The sequence below is a fragment of the Schwartzia succinivorans DSM 10502 genome (assembly GCF_900129225.1).
Classification (GTDB): domain Bacteria; phylum Bacillota; class Negativicutes; order Selenomonadales; family Selenomonadaceae; genus Schwartzia; species Schwartzia succinivorans.
In genome coordinates this window covers 489,164-506,753 of sequence record NZ_FQUG01000002.1, presented here as the reverse complement: position 1 = coordinate 506,753, position 17,590 = coordinate 489,164, and the positions used below count along the sequence as shown (strand labels likewise).

At 49.2% G+C, this 17,590-nt stretch carries 17 protein-coding genes; all 17 read right to left on the bottom strand.

Features of this window, described 5'->3' with window-relative positions; translation table 11 throughout:
- Positions 1-12 precede the first annotated feature (12 nt).
- Entirely contained in the window at positions 13-1,323 is a 1,311-nt protein-coding gene (fliI, locus tag BUA83_RS02195; RefSeq protein ID WP_072934533.1) for a flagellar protein export ATPase FliI, read from the bottom strand.
- A complete protein-coding gene (locus BUA83_RS02190; protein ID WP_094756405.1) occupies positions 1,320-2,183 on the bottom strand; it encodes a FliH/SctL family protein in 864 nt (287 codons plus the stop codon). The genes fliI and BUA83_RS02190 overlap by 4 nt, the downstream gene beginning before the upstream one ends.
- Positions 2,176-3,201, bottom strand: coding sequence for a flagellar motor switch protein FliG (fliG, locus tag BUA83_RS02185; RefSeq protein WP_072934532.1), 1,026 nt, complete (start codon positions 3,199-3,201; stop codon positions 2,176-2,178). The genes BUA83_RS02190 and fliG overlap by 8 nt, the downstream gene beginning before the upstream one ends.
- 6 nt (positions 3,202-3,207) lie before the next feature.
- Positions 3,208-4,833 (bottom strand): flagellar basal-body MS-ring/collar protein FliF, encoded by a 1,626-nt coding sequence (gene fliF / locus BUA83_RS02180; protein ID WP_072934531.1) that lies wholly within the window; start codon positions 4,831-4,833, stop codon positions 3,208-3,210.
- A 43-nt stretch (positions 4,834-4,876) separates the two neighbouring features.
- A complete protein-coding gene (gene fliE / locus BUA83_RS02175) occupies positions 4,877-5,188 on the bottom strand; it encodes a flagellar hook-basal body complex protein FliE (protein ID WP_072934530.1) in 312 nt (103 codons plus the stop codon).
- A gap of 36 nt (positions 5,189-5,224) precedes the next feature.
- Positions 5,225-5,692, bottom strand: a complete 468-nt coding sequence (flgC, locus tag BUA83_RS02170) for a flagellar basal body rod protein FlgC (RefSeq protein WP_072934529.1) — start codon at positions 5,690-5,692, stop codon at positions 5,225-5,227.
- Between the two features lie 15 nt (positions 5,693-5,707).
- A complete protein-coding gene (gene flgB, locus BUA83_RS02165; RefSeq protein ID WP_072934528.1) occupies positions 5,708-6,136 on the bottom strand; it encodes a flagellar basal body rod protein FlgB in 429 nt (142 codons plus the stop codon).
- Between the two features lie 294 nt (positions 6,137-6,430).
- Positions 6,431-7,219: a GTP-sensing pleiotropic transcriptional regulator CodY gene (gene codY / locus BUA83_RS02160; RefSeq protein WP_072934527.1), complete on the bottom strand. Its 789-nt coding sequence runs from the start codon at positions 7,217-7,219 to the stop codon at positions 6,431-6,433.
- A gap of 161 nt (positions 7,220-7,380) precedes the next feature.
- The gene (gene hslU, locus BUA83_RS02155) at positions 7,381-8,766 is read right to left on the bottom strand and encodes an ATP-dependent protease ATPase subunit HslU (protein ID WP_072934526.1); all 1,386 of its coding nucleotides are present in this window, start codon (positions 8,764-8,766) and stop codon (positions 7,381-7,383) included.
- A 13-nt stretch (positions 8,767-8,779) separates the two neighbouring features.
- Positions 8,780-9,319 carry an ATP-dependent protease subunit HslV gene (hslV, locus tag BUA83_RS02150; RefSeq protein ID WP_072934699.1) on the bottom strand — a complete coding sequence of 180 codons (540 nt, stop codon included), beginning with the start codon at positions 9,317-9,319 and terminating at the stop codon, positions 8,780-8,782.
- 40 nt (positions 9,320-9,359) lie between these two features.
- Positions 9,360-10,676 (bottom strand): methylenetetrahydrofolate--tRNA-(uracil(54)-C(5))-methyltransferase (FADH(2)-oxidizing) TrmFO, encoded by a 1,317-nt coding sequence (gene trmFO / locus BUA83_RS02145; RefSeq protein WP_072934525.1) that lies wholly within the window; start codon positions 10,674-10,676, stop codon positions 9,360-9,362.
- A gap of 16 nt (positions 10,677-10,692) precedes the next feature.
- On the bottom strand, positions 10,693-13,047 hold the full coding sequence (gene topA / locus BUA83_RS02140; RefSeq protein WP_072934524.1) for a type I DNA topoisomerase: 2,355 nt from the start codon (positions 13,045-13,047) through the stop codon (positions 10,693-10,695).
- The gene (dprA, locus tag BUA83_RS02135; protein WP_072934523.1) at positions 13,047-14,153 is read right to left on the bottom strand and encodes a DNA-processing protein DprA; all 1,107 of its coding nucleotides are present in this window, start codon (positions 14,151-14,153) and stop codon (positions 13,047-13,049) included. The genes topA and dprA overlap by 1 nt, the downstream gene beginning before the upstream one ends.
- A 183-nt stretch (positions 14,154-14,336) precedes the next feature.
- Entirely contained in the window at positions 14,337-14,585 is a 249-nt protein-coding gene (locus BUA83_RS02130) for a DUF2442 domain-containing protein (RefSeq protein WP_072934522.1), read from the bottom strand.
- A gap of 12 nt (positions 14,586-14,597) precedes the next feature.
- Complete coding sequence (locus BUA83_RS02125) at positions 14,598-14,852, bottom strand: DUF4160 domain-containing protein (RefSeq protein ID WP_072934521.1); 255 nt, start codon at positions 14,850-14,852, stop codon at positions 14,598-14,600.
- A 165-nt stretch (positions 14,853-15,017) separates the two neighbouring features.
- Positions 15,018-16,328 carry an S-layer homology domain-containing protein gene (locus BUA83_RS02120; RefSeq protein WP_072934520.1) on the bottom strand — a complete coding sequence of 437 codons (1,311 nt, stop codon included), beginning with the start codon at positions 16,326-16,328 and terminating at the stop codon, positions 15,018-15,020.
- Between the two features lie 325 nt (positions 16,329-16,653).
- Positions 16,654-17,553 (bottom strand): NAD(P)-dependent oxidoreductase, encoded by a 900-nt coding sequence (locus BUA83_RS02115; RefSeq protein WP_268793922.1) that lies wholly within the window; start codon positions 17,551-17,553, stop codon positions 16,654-16,656.
- Between the last annotated feature and the right edge of the window lie 37 nt (positions 17,554-17,590).

Genomic DNA, 17,590 nt, shown 5'->3' with positions numbered 1-17,590 from the left:
CCCCTGCTCTCATCAGATTCCCTCAAGCTGCTGTATGGTCTGTTCGAACGTCGTCTGTTCAAATACACCCTGGCAGAGGAAACCATTGATTGCATCGATTTTCTCGATTGCCTCATCAATCTTCTTGCTGGAGCCCTTTACATAAGCCCCGATATGTATAAGATCCTCAGCTTCCTTATACACTGCCATCAGTGCACGCATGTTGCGGTTTGCCGCCATGTGTTCGTCAACAACGACATCACTCATAACACGGCTGACACTTGCCAGAACATCAATGGCAGGGAAATGATTCTGTGCAGCAATTGCCCTGGAGAGAACTATATGCCCATCCAGTATGCTTCGCACAGCATCGGCAATCGGCTCATTCATATCATCACCGTCAACGAGGACAGTATAGATACCTGTAATAGAACCCTTCTCACTCGTTCCCGCACGCTCAAGAAGGCGTGGCAGAAGAGCAAACACTGAAGGAGTGTACCCTCTGGTTGCAGGCGGCTCGCCGATGGTAAGACCAACCTCACGCTGAGCCATAGCAAAGCGTGTAACAGAGTCCATCATCAGGACGACCTTCTTGCCCTGATCGCGGAAATACTCCGCAATGGCTGTAGCAGTCATTGCCCCCTTGATTCGTACAAGCGCCGGGCGGTCCGATGTCGCGACAACGACAACAGCACGCTTAAGGCCCTCCTCCCCAAGGTCTCTCTCAATAAAGTCGCGCACCTCACGGCCACGCTCTCCGACGAGAGATATAACACTGACGTCAGCCTCTGTGTTTCTGGCAATCATCGACAAGAGCGTTGATTTGCCGACACCGCTTCCTGCCATGATACCGATACGCTGCCCGGACCCGAGGGTAATGAGTCCATCAATGGCACGAACCCCAACGAAAAGAGATTCGTGAATACGCGGACGATGCAGCGGATCCGGCGGTGATGCCTGCAGCGGATATTCAAGCTTGCTCAGAATCGGTCCTTTTCCATCCATAGGGTTGCCCAAACCATCAAGCACGCGTCCTAAAAGCTGCGGTCCCACCTTGACCTGAAGCGTTTTTTGTGCCGAGACTACCTCACATCCCGGCCCGATACCTGCCATATCCCCGACAGGCATCAAAAGAACCTTGCCGTCGCGGAAGCCTACAACCTCCGCAGGAATCGGCTCGACTCCCGGAAATCTTGATTTTATATAACAAAGCTCTCCCATGCTCACGTTCGGTCCTTTGGACTCGATTACAAGCCCTATGACCTGAACGATTTTGCCGCTCATCTTAATCGGCTCACTCTCTTCAATTGCCTGGGAAAACCTTTTGAGGTTCGGTTCAATCATGACATGACATCCTGTATTGCTTTTCTCACAGACTCAAGCTGCGTGGAAACCCTGGCATCAACATCACCGTTCGGTGTCTCCAAAACGACATCTCCCGGTCCAAGATTCTCATCCGAATGCACCTCAAGAACAGCATTGCCCTCAAGAAGATTCTGCATCTCGGAACGTGCCATCAGCACCAGATCAAAGCTGTCAGGCGCAACGCGTACAGTCACAGACGGCTGATCCTTAACCTTCAGAAGTGCCTTCTGAACCAGCGGCAGAATCACCGTCGGTACATCAATAAAATGCTGAGGCAGTATCTTTTCCACAACCTCAAGCGCAAGCTGCGCAATCTGGTTTTCAGCCTGCTGCACATATACCTGTGACTCGCTTTTCGCATCTTCCAGAGTCTTCTCCGCTTTGGAGTTTGCATCAATAAGAATTTGCTTCTGTTCCTCCCGTATTTGGGCGATGCCTTCCTCACGGCCGGCCTGAATACCTTCCTCACGGCCGGTACCGCGGGCATCCTCAAGAATCACCTCGGCCTGCTGATGAGCATCCTCAAGAATAGCATTCTTTTCTTTTTCGGCAGCCGCCTTTATTGCGGCTGCTTTCGAGTGGGCTTCTTCAAGCAGTGACTCGGCTTCCTTCTTTTTTGCGAAGGCATCCTTCATCATAGCCTCACTCGTTGCTTTTTCTTCTTGCGCCGCACGATGGAGACGCTGGGCATCCTCTCGCACTGTCATACGTTTTTCGCCGCTTTTGTGAACAGCAGATTTTTTCTGCTGCGCACCGGCAGTGCCTGCTCCTCCCGGAGCATCAACCTTGACAATGCAGGGAGCCTCGTCCCAGACAGACGCCTTAATAATCTTAGGCAATCATCTCATCGCCCTTTCCGCGGGCAACCACAATCTCGCCCTTATCCTCCAGATTACGGATGACATTGACGATCTTCTGCTGTGCTTCCTCGACATCACGAATCTTGACAGGACCCATGAACTCGATTTCTTCCTTCAGCATGTCAGCTGCACGCGTAGACATATTCTTGAATACCTTCGAGGCAACCTCCTTCGGTGTTGCCTTGAGGGCCAGTGACAAATCTTTTCCGTCGACCTCACGCAGCACCATCTGCAGCGAGCGGTCGTCCAGCATAACGATATCCTCGAATACGAACATGAGTCGTTTGATTTCTTCGGTAAGCTCCGGATTGTCGACCTCGAGAGTTTCGATGATGGTTTTCTCTGTTGTACGGTCGACACGGTTCAACACCTCTACGATAGCCTTTACGCCGCCTGCCGTCGTGAAATCCTGCGTAACAAGAGACGAAAGCTTTCGCTCAAGAACACGCTCAACCTCACGAATGACCTCCGGAGAGGTACGGTCCATTATAGCGATACGCTTAGCAACCTCAGCCTGTCTCTCCTGTGAAAGAGAGGAAAGGATAGTCGCAGCCTGATCAGGATCAAGATATGCCATAATCAGCGCTATCGTCTGCGGATGTTCATTCTGTATAAAGTTCAAAAGCTGTGCAGGATCCGTCTTTCTGAGGAAATCAAACGGACGAACCTGCAGGCTCGTAGTCAGTCGATTGATAATGCTTGCGGCCTTTTCCGAACCAAGCGCCTTCTCAAGAACGTTCTGAGCGTACTCAAGACCGCCGCTGGACAGATAATTCTTAGCCATAGCCATCTGGTAGAACTCACTGAGCACCGCAGCCTTCTGTCGTGGAGTTACCTGCTTTTGGCTTGCAATCTCAAGCGTTATCTTCTCAATTTCATCATCGGCCATGTGCTGGAAAACCTTTGCGGAATTTTCCGGGCCGAGAGTTATGAAAAGAATAGCCGCTTTCTGTTGATTAGTAAGCTCCTGTTCAGTTTCATCATACATATCAGGCATATTGAATCAATCCTCCGAAAGCCAGGTCTTGACAAGCATAGCCACTTCTGCCGGCTTCTCGTTGATAAGTTTCTCGATTGCTTCGCGCTCCGAAAGAGTTCTGAGCTCGTCTTCCGTAAGCTGAGGCTCCTCGTCCACCAGCTGCTCCGGAACCTGTCCGGCAGCGATGAGTTCGGCACGTTCCTGTTCCATACGTCTCTCTTCCTCCAGACGCTCCTGTTCGGCAAGAGCAAGCTGACGCTGCTCCTCCTCGTACGCTTCGCGTTCCAGACGCAGTCTGCGGCGGCGGAGCAGTACAGCACCAATGATAAGAGCCAGAAGCAGTACACCGGCAGCAACGGACATGTAGAAGTTGCGGTCCTGACGAGCACGTTCTGCTGCTTCTTCCGCTGCACGGCGGTCTGCCAGCTCTGTGCTGAACGGCAGAGGCTCAACGGAAACCGTATCACCGCGCTCCGCATTTATGCCGACTGCAGAAGACACAGAACGCAGAATGCTGTCCTGCTGTGCCCGTGTAATATCATCATTGACGAGAACCGCGATATTCACACGGCGGATAGAGCCCGGCGATGCGATAATCTTGGATTTCTCCTCATTGATTTCATAATTCTTTGTAGATTCCTTCTTCTCATACTGCGCGTTGGCAGTTTCTGCCTGCGCAACATAGCCCGGAATATTGGACTGTACACCTGCAGGTCCGCCCGGATTGTTTGAGGTACCGTTGTAGCTCTCGCTCATATCCTGCTGGCTGCGGATAATTCCGGACTCGTCGACAACCGGAGTAAAAATCTGGCGGTCTGTCTGACGCTGATCAAAATCCAGCTCGACATTGACGCGTACGAAGGCACGTCCTTCTCCCAGTGCCTGGTCGAGAAGACTCTGAACATCCTTCTGCATACGCTCCTTAACCTTGCGGGTCATCTCAAGCTGTGAAATTGTCTGGTTGCTTACATTCTTCTCGTCATCCTCATCCGGGTCATTCAGAATCTTGCCCGTATCATCAACGATTGTAATATTCTCAGGTGTAAGCCCCTGTATACTGTGTGCAGTAAGGTTTACAATACCCTTTATTTCCTTCTTGGAAAGCTTTTTGTCCGGACGAAGCTTCAGCATGATGGATGCCGTCGCCGGCTTCTCATTCTTCTTATAAAGGCTGTCCTCCGGAAGTACTATATGCACACGAACCTTGTCCACTGCAGCAATCTGTTCGATTGTACGTGTCAGTTCTCCCTGCAGTGCCTGCAGATAATTAACCTTGTTCTGGAACTCGGTAACACCGAGCTTGCTGTCATCAAATATCTCAAAACCCTTATTGCCACGCGGCAGTCCCTGCGTAGCGAGGTCAAGACGCGCACCATGCACATCCTTGGACGGAACAAGTATTGTAACCCCCTGCTTCGTCTCCTGCACCTCATATTGGATTTTCGATTCCTTCAGCTTTGCAGCAACCTCGCCCGCGTCCTTTGCTTCCATGTTCGTGAACAAAGGCACCAAATCAGGCTTGCTGCCGTAGAAATAACTGCTGCCCAAAATCAACGCAAAAAGCAGTACGACCCCCCCGAGGATCATATACCGTTGTCGTTTGGTCGTCTTATTCCAAAGCTGCAGATATCTTTCTTTCCACTCTGCCATCTTCTCAATCCCTTCGACTGGTCTCACTTACGTCAGCGCGTTATCATACCTGCATGCGCATAAGCTCCTGATACGCAGAAATCGCACGGTTGCGCACCTGCAGTGTGAGGTTCAGCGCAATATCCGCTTTCTGACTTGCGATAACGACCTGTGAAACATCGTCGATTTCACCTGCGGCAAGTGCCGCGTTCAAAGCATCTGATTTTTTCTCTAATGCATTTGTCTCTTTCAATGCGTCGGTCAAAAGTTCCCCAAATGTTTTGACCTCCGGCTGCTGCAGTGTCTCGCCAAGATGGCTTTCAGCGCTCATCCTGACGCTCCGCACGGGGGTCATCTGTAAAGGCTCTATCTCCATGGTCTCCACCCCTTATAGGTTGATTCTCAAACTAAATTATTTGCCGATTTCCATTGCCTTCATAGCCATGCTCTTGGCTGCATTAATTGTCGTTACATTTGCCTCATACGCACGGGATGCGGTAATCATATCGACCATCTCAGAAACCGGATTTACGTTTGGGCGCTCGACATAGCCGTCCGCATTTGCGTCCGGATGCCCGGGATCGTAGACAAGCGGTCCCTGTGTCCTGTCCTCATCAATACGAACAGCACGGACACCATTGCCTCTTCCGACCCGCCGTCCCATTTTACGCTGAACAGCATCGGAAAGATACCCAGCAAACGTCTGATTTTTTTCCCACTGTTCACGGGGTTCAAACACTACATAACGACGGTGGTAAGCGCCGCCCTCTGCTGTGCGGGTAGTATTTGCATTTGCAAGGTTGTTCGAAATAACATCCATGCGGAGCCGCTCTGCCGTAAGGCCTGAAGCAGCCGCGTCAATTCCGCCGAACATACTCATAGCAATTCTCCTTTATCAGCCCTCAGTGCTGGTTATTGATGTCTTTACACGGGAAATATAGCTCCCGATTTCCGTCATAAGGGCATTGTAATAAATCTGATTCTTCGCGAGGCTTGCCATCTCAATATCAATATCGACATTGTTTCGGTCTGTACGCATTATAGTTGTGTTATCCACAACCTCCTTGGCCTGCGCGCGGAACGGCAGATGCCCGATAGGAAGATGATTATCCCTCGTGCGTACGAGCTGCAGCTTGCCTTCCTTGTCCCGGTCGCCGTAAAGCTCCTTGGCAAGCATCTTTTCAAACTCTACCTCACTCCGCTTAAACTGCGGTGTATTAACATTTGCAATATTGTGGGCAATGACTTCATGGCGCATATTCGCTGCGTTGACGCCGCGCTGCATATAATCCATCCCGCCGCCCTGCATAATCTGCTCCAGCATATAACCCCTCCTGCCTGCTTAAACAAAATCTATATGTACAGAGTATCCTTTCGCCAATAATCACAAAAAGATACATCCAACGTATTCAATACAGTTAGTTAACTATTCGACAACGAAACATGAAAACCCTTTTTTCCGTATAATTTTTTTGTATATTCGATTTCATTTTATCATTTTTTCATAATCATGTGTTAGATAATTCGCTATAAATTCAAAAATAGTCTCAATGTCCCAATTAGTCCTACTACTCAAAATTTAGCGCCTGCAAGTCCTATAACCTGCAGGCGCTGTTTACTATCTGTTAAAATTTGCAAGCTCTTCCTCAAGATATTCATTCTTGATTTTAATATGCGTTCCGCGCATACCAAGCGATTTCGATTCCATGATGTCAGCCGACTCAAGCTTTCTGAGCGCGTTGACAATAACTGAGCGTGTAATCTTGGCGCTGTCGGCAATCTTGGATGCCACCAGAGGATCATCCGGCTTGTCAAGCTCCTTAAGTCCCTCGACAATAGCCGAAACAGCCTTAATCTCGGAGAAGGAAAGGTTAGCAAGAGCAATCTGAACTGCTGTACGCTTGCGTGCCTCAATCTCAATCTGCTGAGTTCTGTCTCTGAGCATCTCCATACCAACGACCGTTGCGCCATACTCAGCCAGCAGAAGGTCATCATCAGTAAACTCCTCATTATACTTTGCAATAATCATAGTGCCGATGCGTTCGCCAACTCCGTAAATAGGAACGATGGTCGTGTTCTTTCCGTTGAACATGCATTCCTGCTCCGGAGTTGCAAAAGCGCACATACCGCTTTTTGAACGGAGGTTAGCTGATGTCTCATCAATCTTAAGCATCCATTTTACGTAATTTTTAGGGAACTGTCCCTGATTGATAACCTTATCAATCATCAGCTCACACTCAAAATCATCAACAAATGCATATCCATAAATTTTACCGCTCTTATTGGTAATGTAGACATTTGCTCCGATAACGTTGCACAGAACGCGCGAAATGCTATCAAACTCAACTGTCTCCGACCGCTGCAAAAGACGATTGATTTTCCGTGCTCTTTCCAATAATGTTGGCATATACCACCCCTTCTTTCGTTTACAGTCTAATGCGTTTTTGATAAATATTGTCTATCTATATAAGTAGATTTATGTATTCATATTATATCATAACGATTTTTGAATTGATAGTATTCAATTAAGAATTTTATGAATTTTTTATATTTTCTGTAGTCTTAGAATTACAAAATAAACTGACTTAAGTCCCTGTTCACCGTGATGTCAGAAAGCTTTTCCTCAACGTAGTCAGCGTGAATCTCGACATTTTTATCCTCAAGATCAGGCGCGTCAAAGGAGACTTCCTCCAAAAGCTTCTCCAAAAGCGTATGAAGACGGCGCGCTCCGATATTTTCTGTCTGAGCGTTGACGTCGCATGCCATCTGCGCGATACGGTCAATAGCATCATCCCCGAAGGTGAGCTTTACTCCCTCTGTAGCCAGAAGCGCGGTATACTGCTTTATGAGGGCGCTCCTTGGTTCTGTAAGAATGCGTTTGAAATCATCCTTTTTAAGCGACGTGAGCTCGACGCGAATAGGAAAACGTCCCTGAAGCTCAGGAATGAGATCCGACGGCTTTGCCGTATGAAATGCACCAGCAGCGATAAATAGGACATGATCCGTTTTCAGCGGACCGTACTTAGTCATAACAGTCGAACCTTCAACGATAGGAAGAATATCTCTCTGAACACCCTCACGGGAAACATCAGGTCCCGAGCCCTGACCGTTCTTTGCCGCCACCTTATCAATTTCGTCAAGGAAAACTATTCCGCTTGTTTCAGCAGTTTTTATGGCCTCTGCCGTGACATCATCCATGTCGATAAGCTTTGCGGCTTCCTCCTGGGTGAAAATTTTACGGGCTTCCTTTACCGGAACCTTGCGCTTCTTATGCTTCTTCGGCATAAGCGAAGAAATCATATCCTGCAGTCCGTCCCCCATGTTTTCAAGGGAGGAGCCTGAGAGCATTCCAATCATCGGACGGGAGGTATCCTCTACATCAATCTCGATAAGCTCATCCTCCAGCTCTCCCGCTTCAAGACGTTTTCTGCACCAGTCACGCCCTGCTTTGTACTTCGGTTCCTCGCCGCTTTCTTCTTTCTCCGCGACCTCTGCCGCTGCTCCGAAAAGGCTTCCCAGTGGATTTGAAAATTTCTTGGGCTCCGGAACGAACACATCAAGAATACGTTCCTCCGCCAGCTCCTTGGCCTTGTCCTGCACCTCTTCCATGCGCTGCTGCTTAACCATGCGCACGGCTACCTCGGCAAGCTCACGCACAATCGACTCAACGTCACGGCCAACATATCCGACCTCGGTAAATTTCGTAGCCTCTACCTTTACGAATGGCGCTTTTACAAGCTTTGCAAGGCGGCGTGCGATTTCCGTCTTGCCTACGCCTGTTGAACCAATCATCAAAATATTCTTTGGAATAACATCCTCGCGGATAGACTCGTCAATCCGGCGGCTTCTCCAGCGGTTTCTGAGAGCTATGGCAACAGCGCGTTTGGCCTTGTCCTGTCCGACAATGTATTTATTGAGTTCCTCAACAATCTGTTTTGGTGTCTGTTCGTTCAACGCCGTTTCCTCCTCAGTCAAGTTCTTCCACTTTGATATTATGATTCGTAAAGACACAGATATCCGCTGCTATGGACAGAGATTCCTTTGCAATCTCTCCTGCCGTCATATCCTTGGCATGCTTTACCATTGAGCGTGCAGCCGCAAGCGCGTAAAACCCGCCCGAGCCGATAGCTGCTACATCTCCATCGGGCTCGATGACCTCACCGTTTCCCGAAATCATAAGCAGCATGCTGCTGTCGGCAACAAGCAGCAGCGCCTCAAGCTTGCGGAGAATACGGTCCGTGCGCCATTCCTTTGCAAGCTCCACCGCGGCGCGCATAAGATTGCCGTTGTATTCCTCAAGCTTCGCCTCGAATTTTTCAAAAAGAGTAAAGGCATCAGCCACCGACCCCGCGAAGCCTGCCAGCACGCTGTCATGATAAAGACGGCGAACCTTTCTTGCATTCGCCTTCATGATTGTGTGCTCGCCAAAGGTTACCTGACCGTCACCGGCAATGGCAGTCTTTCCATTATGACGTACCGCAACAATGGTGGTAGCATGAAATGTAATAGAATTATCCATAACAGATTACTCCCTTTCTGTATCAGCCTTATCCAATAACCGTCGGAAGAAAATCATCAAGTGCCGCAAGTGCCGCCTCAGCGATTTTCTGTTTTTTCAGCTTCTTGTCACGAATACGCTCGGCAGGCTTCGGCATGAGACCGAAATTCACATTCATCGGCTGGAATTTTTTCGCATCTGCTGTCGTAATGTAGTGACAGAGCGCGCCGTGTGCCGTCGCCTCGGGGAATACAACAGGCTCCTTCCCCATTACAAGGCGTGCCGCATTGATTCCTGCCACCAGACCCGATGATGCCGACTCAACGTAGCCCTCAACACCTGTCATCTGCCCCGCGAAGAAAAGACACGGCTCATCCTTCAGCTGCATTGTAGGCAGAAGTGCCAATGGAGAATTTATGAAGGTATTCCTGTGCATTACGCCGTAGCGCACAAATTCCGCATTTTCAAGTCCCGGAATCATGGCGAATACGCGGCGCTGCTCAGGCCATTTCAAATGCGTCTGAAACCCGACAATATTATAAAGGGTTCCCTCCGCATTATCCTGACGAAGCTGTACAACCGCGTAGGGACGTTTCCCCGTGCGCGGGTCATCAAGTCCCACAGGCTTCAAAGGTCCAAAAAGAAGAGTATCCTCTCCTCTTGACGCCATAACCTCTACAGGCATACACCCCTCGAAGAAAATCTCCTTCTCAAAATCATGCGTAGGCGCCTTCTCAGCTGTGACAAGAGCGTTCCAGAAGGCAGTATATTCCTCCTTGGTCATCGGGCAGTTGATATACGCCGCCTCACCCTTATCATAACGCGAAGCCCGCCACGCCCGTGTCATATCCACGGACTCAAGAGTTACTATCGGAGCTGCCGCGTCATAGAAATAAAAATATCCCTGTCCGACACGCTTTTTTATATCCTCCGCCAGTGCCCCTGCCGTCAATGGGCCTGTTGCAACAATAGTAACCGCATCATCCTCCATAGGAATCTCCGTAAGTTCCTTGTGAATAACCGTCACATTCGGATGATTGGAAACCTTCTCAGTAATGCGTTGGCTGAATCCGTGACGGTCTACAGCAAGAGCTCCTCCAGCCGGAACCTTCGTCGCGTCAGCCGCCTCCATTACAACAGAGCCAAGGCGGCGCATCTCCTCCTTGAGAACGCCTACAGCATTCTCAAGCCCTGCTCCCCTGAGAGAATTGCTGCATACCAGCTCAGCAAACTCTCCCGTCTTATGAGCCGGTGTCATATGCTCCGGGCGCATTTCATAAAGCTCCACCTTCACACCGCGTTCAGCTGCCTGCCAGGCCGCTTCGCTGCCAGCCAGGCCTGCCCCTGCGATGATGATTTTCTTCACTGCGTCCGCTCCCTTCTTACTTCTTGGAATCTTTCTTGGCCGCAGTCTTTTTCACGGCGGTCTTTTTCGCTGCAGCTTTCTTGGCTGCAGTCTTTTTTGCTGTTGTTTTCTTGGCAGCCGTTTTCTTAACCGAGGCCTTAGCTGCAGTCTTTTTTTCTGTCTTCACACCGGAGGCTGCTTTTTCTGCCTTTTCCCTCAGGCGCTCAAGCTCCTTGTTAATCGGATGGTCCACACGGGAAGCGCACTTATCGTCATAGCAGTAGTTGAGAGCCCTTCCGTTTTTGAAGCGGTGCTTAAGAACAAGACCTCCGCAAACCTTGCATGGCTCCGTGTGCGGAGCGTCCCAGGTTACGAAATCGCATTCCGGATAATTCTTGCACCCATAAAAAACTCTGCCCCTGCGCGTCCTGCGCTCCACAATGCTGCCACCGCATTTCGGGCATTTTGCACCTGTATCCTTGAGATAAGGCTTTGTGTTGCGGCACTCCGGGAAGCCCGGGCAGGCAAGGAATTTGCCGAAACGTCCCTGCTTAACCACCATCATGCGCCCGCAGAGGTCGCACTTCACATCGGATTCCTCTACAGGAAGCTCCACATGACCGATGGCTTCGTCAGCCTTTTCAAGAGTCTCCTCAAAGGGATGATAAAACTCATTCAGGAGCTTGTTCTTTCCAAGCTTGCCCTCTGCAATCTCATCAAGCTCATTTTCAAGGTCAGCCGTAAATTTCACATCAACAATATTCTTAAAATATTCCTCAAGCATATCCACCACGACAAAGCCAAGCTCAGTAGGCTGGAAATGCTTATCCTGCCGAATGACATAACCACGGGCAAGAATAGTCTCTATGATAGGAGCGTAGGTACTCGGACGGCCTATCTCCTTTTCCTCCAGAGTCTTTACCAGCGATGCTTCGTTGTAGCGCGCGGGCGGCTCCGTGAAATGCTGCTCGGGAAGAACTGCCGAAAGGTCTACAACCTCTCCTGCCTCAAGCTCAGGAAGAAGGATATCCTTCTCCTTTTTGCCCTCAACGCCGACGTACACAGCAGTAAAGCCCGCAAACTTCATCTGCGAACCGGAAGCGCGGCACTTGTATTTCTCCCCTGCGGAAAGAGCAACGCTCAGAGTATCATAGACAGCAGGCGTCATCTGACAAGCCGCGAAACGCTGCCATATAAGCGTATATAGCTTCAGCTGGTCATTGGAAAGGAACGGCTCCACTTCCTTAGGCGTGCGGAGAATGCTCGTCGGTCTGATTGCCTCATGAGCATCCTGGGCATTTTTTCCTGCAGAATAAATATTCGGCTTCGCAGGAACATACGCGGTGCCATAGGTATCAGTCAAAAACTGACGCGTCTCAGCCAGCGCCACATCCGAAATACGTGTGGAATCAGTACGCATGTATGTGATAAGACCTACGGGACCTTTTTTACCGAGTGCAAGACCTTCATAAAGCTGCTGAGCCAGCATCATTGTTTTGCGAGAGGTAAACCCAAGCTTTCTCGCTGCGTCCTGCTGGAGACTTGACGTATTAAACGGTGCCGCCGGCTTTCTCTGGCGCTCCCTGCGTTTGACCTCTTCAACCTTAAAGGTCTGTTTCTCAAGGTCATCCGAAACCTTCTGTGCCTCGGCGCGGTTTTTAAGCTCAGGCTTCTTTCCGTCGACAGCAGTGAGCTCGGCTTCGAAAAGCTTTGAGCGCTTCTTGCGGAGCTTCAGCCCGATCGTCCAGTACTCCTCAGAAACGAAATTCTGCACTTCCTTCTCACGGTCGCAGATAAGCTTCACAGTTACTGACTGCACGCGTCCTGCGGAAAGCCCCTTGCGGATTTTTCTCCAGAGCAGCGGAGACAGCTTATATCCAACGATACGGTCAAGCATACGGCGTGCCTGCTGAGCATCAACACGGTCGAGATTTATCGGCTGCGGGTCCTTCACTGCCGCCTGGATGGCCGGCTTCGTAATCTCATTGAAAATAATGCGGCAGTTCTCCTCAGGGTCAATGCCAAGGATATACGCCAAATGCCATGCGATAGCTTCTCCCTCGCGGTCAGGGTCGCTTGCGAGATATATTTTACCTGCGCCCTTTGCTTCCTTCTTGAGGTCCTTGATGAGATCGCCCTTTCCGCGGATATTTATATACTTCGGCTCAAAATCATTTTCCACGTCAATTCCGAACTGACTCTTTGGCAAATCCCGAAGATGTCCCATAGATGCCCGAACGACGAAATTCCTTCCGAGATATTTCTCGATAGTCTTTGCCTTCGCCGGGGACTCCACCACCACCAGCGTTTTCTGCGCCTTCTGCGCCTTTTTCGTCGTCTTTTTTGCTGTAGTTTTCTTCGCAGGCTTCTTTACCGCTGCTGTGCTCATCATTATGCCTCCTTTATCCTGCGGGTGTATGCGTGATTTTCATCTTCCTCTACAAGACCGCGCAGCTCCATCTGCAAAAGCAGAAAAGCGACATTCGCCGCGCCGCTGCCGTGCAGAGCGTATATAATTTCATCGGCTGTCCTCGCCTCATCATGCGAAAGCAGCTCATATATTTTCTTTTCATCGTGAGAAAGCCCTTGGGGAAGGCCCTCCTCCGCATAGCTTGTTTTTCCTTCAGGTGCTGCCGAAAACGCAGGGTACTCAGAAAGAACATCCCGCCCCGAACGAACCAGCTTCGCTCCCTGCTGAATAAGCCTGTTCGTCCCTGCGCTCATGGGAGAATAAATACTTCCCGGAACAGCAAAAACGTCCCGTCCCTCGGAAAGAGCCATCTCTGCCGTTATAAGAGAGCCGCTGTGCTCAGCCGCCTCAACCACCACCGTGCCCATTGAAAGTCCGCTGATAATGCGATTTCTCGCAGGGAAAAAGCCCTGGTTTGGTGGTGTTCCCGGCGGATACTCAGAAATCACCGCTCCATTCTCAGCGATTTCACAAAGGAGCTCTTCATTCTCAGGAGGATAAGTAACATCAATTCCACAGCCAAGAACCGCAACAGTCCGCCCTGTTTTCATTGCTCCCTTATGTGAAAAGGTGTCTATACCACGGGCTGCACCGCTTACAACAGTAAGCCCTGAAGCGGCAAGCTCAGCCGAAAGCTCCTCTGCCGCGTGCCGCCCGTAGGCCGTTGCCTTGCGCGAGCCCACCATAGCTATGCGCTGAACATCGGAGACAAGCGTTCCTCTGCAGAAAAGAATCATCGGAGGCTGCGCAATCTCCTTAAGAATCGAAGGATATTCCGAAGATTCCTCTGTATAAACCTTTATCCCTCTAGCCTCTACATCATTGGCAATCTTTTCGGGAAGACCTGCCTTCTTATTTCTGAAATTCATAAGAGCTGTCTGCTCATTCTCTGTCATGAAGGTCGCAAGCTCCTTCATTGGAGCCTTCCAGACCGCCTCGGCACTTTTCATGCTGCCGAGAAGCCTCCGCACCGTGTTTTGTTTCAGCTTAGGCACTGCCAGCAGTGCCGCGAGATAAAATCTCTCCATAATATTTTGTCGTTTCCTTCTATTATATAGCATCTATTCTGCAATGCTTCTTGATAGTTCATTATCATAAAACGAATTGATTATCATGTCAATTCCAATAGACAAAAAATTGGGGCGAATGGCTGAAAATGGACATAAAAAAGCCCCGGTATATACCGAGGCTTTATGGATACAAAATAGGCGTCAGCACTGTATACCATATTCGTATATGGTATCGCTTGGTAAATCTATCTCGTCATTCCAATACACGCAGGTACGGCTTTCATCAACCTGAAAATTTTGAAAAAGTCCTTGTTCAGTCATTAGGCTGCGGTAGGTTGGAAGTGTGCAGATATCGTCTTTTACGTCGTAAAGAACACTTTTGCCGTCATCGAATATAACGTGCAGGATATAATCAGCACGCGGTTCAATATGCTTAATACGTGGAATCATTATAGACACCTCCTATTTCAACGGCGGAAGTTTATGGATAAGCTGTGTCTCCCACATTTTTTGCAGTTCATCTTGATAGGTATGCAACCATTCAGTCACTAATTCCTGTGCCTTAGGTGGAAGATCTCCTTGTATCATTTCGCATGTCAATATATTAAACTCACCTATATATTCACCATAGAGAGCATGGATATGACTTGGTTCATGTTCTTTAGGTTTGAAAAACATCTTTATTATAATTCCGTAGAACCTGGTTATTTCTGGCACAGCGCTTCATCTCCTCTATTTATATTTTATATAATACCATGTTGTGTTGCAAGTAGATAAAAAAATGGAAAAACAAAAAAGCGCACAAAAAAGCCCCGGCTTTCGCCGAGGCTTTTGTTGTTGCATTTCTGCGTATAGAGTTTTCTTCTGTTATTCCTAAGGGAATTAGAACAGGAAGGAAAGCTCTGTCCAAAGTGCATGGACTTTGTTGTTGTCATCAATTGCAATCTTCTTGCCCCAGAAGTACTGAGCTTTACCAACGATGTTCTTATCGAAGGTGTAGGAAGCACCTACCTCGAAGCCCTTCTGTCCAGCCTCAATGCCGCCGTTCTCGGAGTATGTGGAACGAACCGTAGAGAGGTTGCCAAGGTGACGATATCCGAGGAAGAGACCGAAGGAACCCTTCTGGGAAGCCTTTGCGCCCTTATAGTTGAGCTGAATGTTGTAAGATGTCTTATTCTTGCTCTCCGTACCCTCGAATGCATGCGTGTTGCGAGCGTAAGCAGCCGTAACGTTGAAGGTCGGTGTGAACTTGTAGCCGAGACCTACATTCCAGATACGCGGATTCTTGTCACGGAAATCCTGTTTGTTAGCAACCTGGGTGTAGCCAACGCCCCATGTGAATTTCTTAGCGCGGTCATTGTAAACTTCAACATTCAGGACGCTTGCTGTTACCTCATCATCAGCAACCGGAGTAGTCGTACCGTCTGCTTTACGACCCCAGACACCAAATCCTTTAGCATCGTTAAGGTTCAAACGACCAGCAGCGAGGCCAACCTTGATGTCTTTACCGAATACAACCTTACCACCGGCCATACGATAGTCGAAAATCATACCGTAGTCAGCCTGTGTCTGCTCGGGGAATTTACCGAGGTTAATCTGTGTGTTGCCATATGTACCAACAACATAGATACGGTCAACCGTTGCTTTCGTATCGTTCTTTGCAGAGTCCATGTTGTCAGACTGGCCATAGTCGATACGAGCTTTACCTACCCAATGCTTGTTAATCTGCATGGTCGGCTCGAGACGGAGAAGAACCTGGTTCGTATTCTTGTGCGGATCGTTAGCCTTGTTCTCTTCACGTTTGTTGATATAACGATAACGTACACGGCCCGTCCATTTAACGTTGTCGACTTTCTTCTCGAGAGCAGCAACGCGGACACCAAGAGCGTTCAGCTCATCAGCGAACTCAGCAGCGAGTTTGTCGATCATAGCCTTGTCAGCTGCGGAAACGCCGCTCTTTGCCATAGCGCGAGCAACCATCTGAGCCATCTCATAACGAGTGATTTCCTGGTCGCCACGATATGTGCCATCGCCATAGCCTTCGATGACGCCGTCAGCAGCGAGCTGAGCAACAGCATCATAAGCCCAATGGTCTGCAGCAACATCCTCGAACGGATTAGCTGCTGCAAAAGTTGTGGATGCAGCGCCGACTACGAGTGCAGTCGTCAGTGCGGATACGAGAGTCTTTTTCATAAGAAACTCCTCCTTTGAATAAAATAGATGTGAATGTGTGTGGTCATCATCTATCAGGAGAAGCGTGTGTGAGTGTCCATGTTTCCTCAACCATCTCCAAGACAGAATTCAACCAAAGGCATTATAGCATACATCGGATAATTATGCAAACGTTTTTTTGAATAATATCATTATCAGGAAAATTTTAAGGAATTTTTATACATGAAAAAGCTGCGGCAAGAGGTTTAAAGCCTTGCCACAGCTGGTTTTCAGAATTTCCTTATGCGTATTTTAATGCGTGGATTTTCGCAGCACATCAATCCGTTATTATCGGTAAATGTCCACCTCATTTTGCGTACCATTGGTATATGGTCTGCGTTCCGCAGTCTTCCATACCTCTTGCCGAGAGTTCGTCATAGAGGCGCTTTGCCAGCTTCAGCCCCGGAAGCTCCAGATGCATTTCTTCTGCGCTTTCGATAGCTATGCGCATATCTTTGATGAAATGCTTGATGTAAAATCCCGGTGCAGTATCGCCTTTCAGCATTCTCGGACCAAGGTTTGAAAGAGACCAGGAGCCGGCAGCGCCGCCGCTGATGGTTTCGAGGACAGCCTCAGGGTTAAGTCCTGCTTTCTTCGCGTAGGACAAGGATTCTGCCACTCCCAGCATACCTGCGGCAATCGCTATCTGGTTCGCCATTTTCGTGTACTGTCCCGAGCCTGCCGCGCCGAAATATCTGACAGTCTTTCCGAGAGCATTAAAAATCGGTGCAAGGGCGTGGAATGCTTTTTCGTCTCCTCCTACCATGATTACAAGAGTGGCATTTCGTGCGCCTATATCGCCGCCTGAAACAGGAGCATCGACAGAGGCTATGCCTTTTTTCGCTGCTGCGTCGTAGATTTTTTTTGCCAGTTTCGGGCTTGAGGTGGTCATATCTATGACATATCCGCCTGTTTTTGCCTCAAGTATTCCGTCCTTGCCAAGGTATACTTCCTCAACATCCTCCGGGTAGCCTACCATTGTGATTACGACATCCGAATTCTTCGCCGCGGCTGCAGGTGTATCCGCCCATTTTGCGCCTTTTGACAGAAGTGTTTCTGCCTTTTTCTTCGTGCGATTATATACAGTAAGCTCGAAGCCTGCTTCCAAGAGGTGCTCCGCCATGGCTCCGCCCATGACGCCAAGTCCGATAAACCCGATTTTTTTACCCATTCTGCGTTCCTCCTTGTTTTGCGTTCTTTCCTGTATTCTACAATAAATTACGCGCAAAACAAAGTGTTCTGCG

Excerpts from the sequence above, each read along its gene's own strand:
- topA (WP_072934524.1), bottom strand. The coding sequence starts at position 13,047 with ATGATGAGCACAGCAGCGGTAAAGAAGCCTGCGAAGAAAACTACAGCA.
- BUA83_RS02120 (WP_072934520.1), bottom strand. The coding sequence starts at position 16,328 with ATGAAAAAGACTCTCGTATCCGCACTGACGACTGCACTCGTAGTCGGC.
- flgB (WP_072934528.1), bottom strand. The coding sequence starts at position 6,136 with ATGCTGGAGCAGATTATGCAGGGCGGCGGGATGGATTATATGCAGCGC.
- fliF (WP_072934531.1), bottom strand. The coding sequence starts at position 4,833 with ATGGCAGAGTGGAAAGAAAGATATCTGCAGCTTTGGAATAAGACGACC.
- codY (WP_072934527.1), bottom strand. The coding sequence starts at position 7,219 with ATGCCAACATTATTGGAAAGAGCACGGAAAATCAATCGTCTTTTGCAG.
- fliE (WP_072934530.1), bottom strand. The coding sequence starts at position 5,188 with ATGGAGATAGAGCCTTTACAGATGACCCCCGTGCGGAGCGTCAGGATG.
- flgC (WP_072934529.1), bottom strand. The coding sequence starts at position 5,692 with ATGAGTATGTTCGGCGGAATTGACGCGGCTGCTTCAGGCCTTACGGCA.
- dprA (WP_072934523.1), bottom strand. The coding sequence starts at position 14,153 with ATGGAGAGATTTTATCTCGCGGCACTGCTGGCAGTGCCTAAGCTGAAA.
- fliI (WP_072934533.1), bottom strand. The coding sequence starts at position 1,323 with ATGATTGAACCGAACCTCAAAAGGTTTTCCCAGGCAATTGAAGAGAGT.
- fliG (WP_072934532.1), bottom strand. The coding sequence starts at position 3,201 with ATGCCTGATATGTATGATGAAACTGAACAGGAGCTTACTAATCAACAG.
- BUA83_RS02130 (WP_072934522.1), bottom strand. The coding sequence starts at position 14,585 with ATGATTCCACGTATTAAGCATATTGAACCGCGTGCTGATTATATCCTG.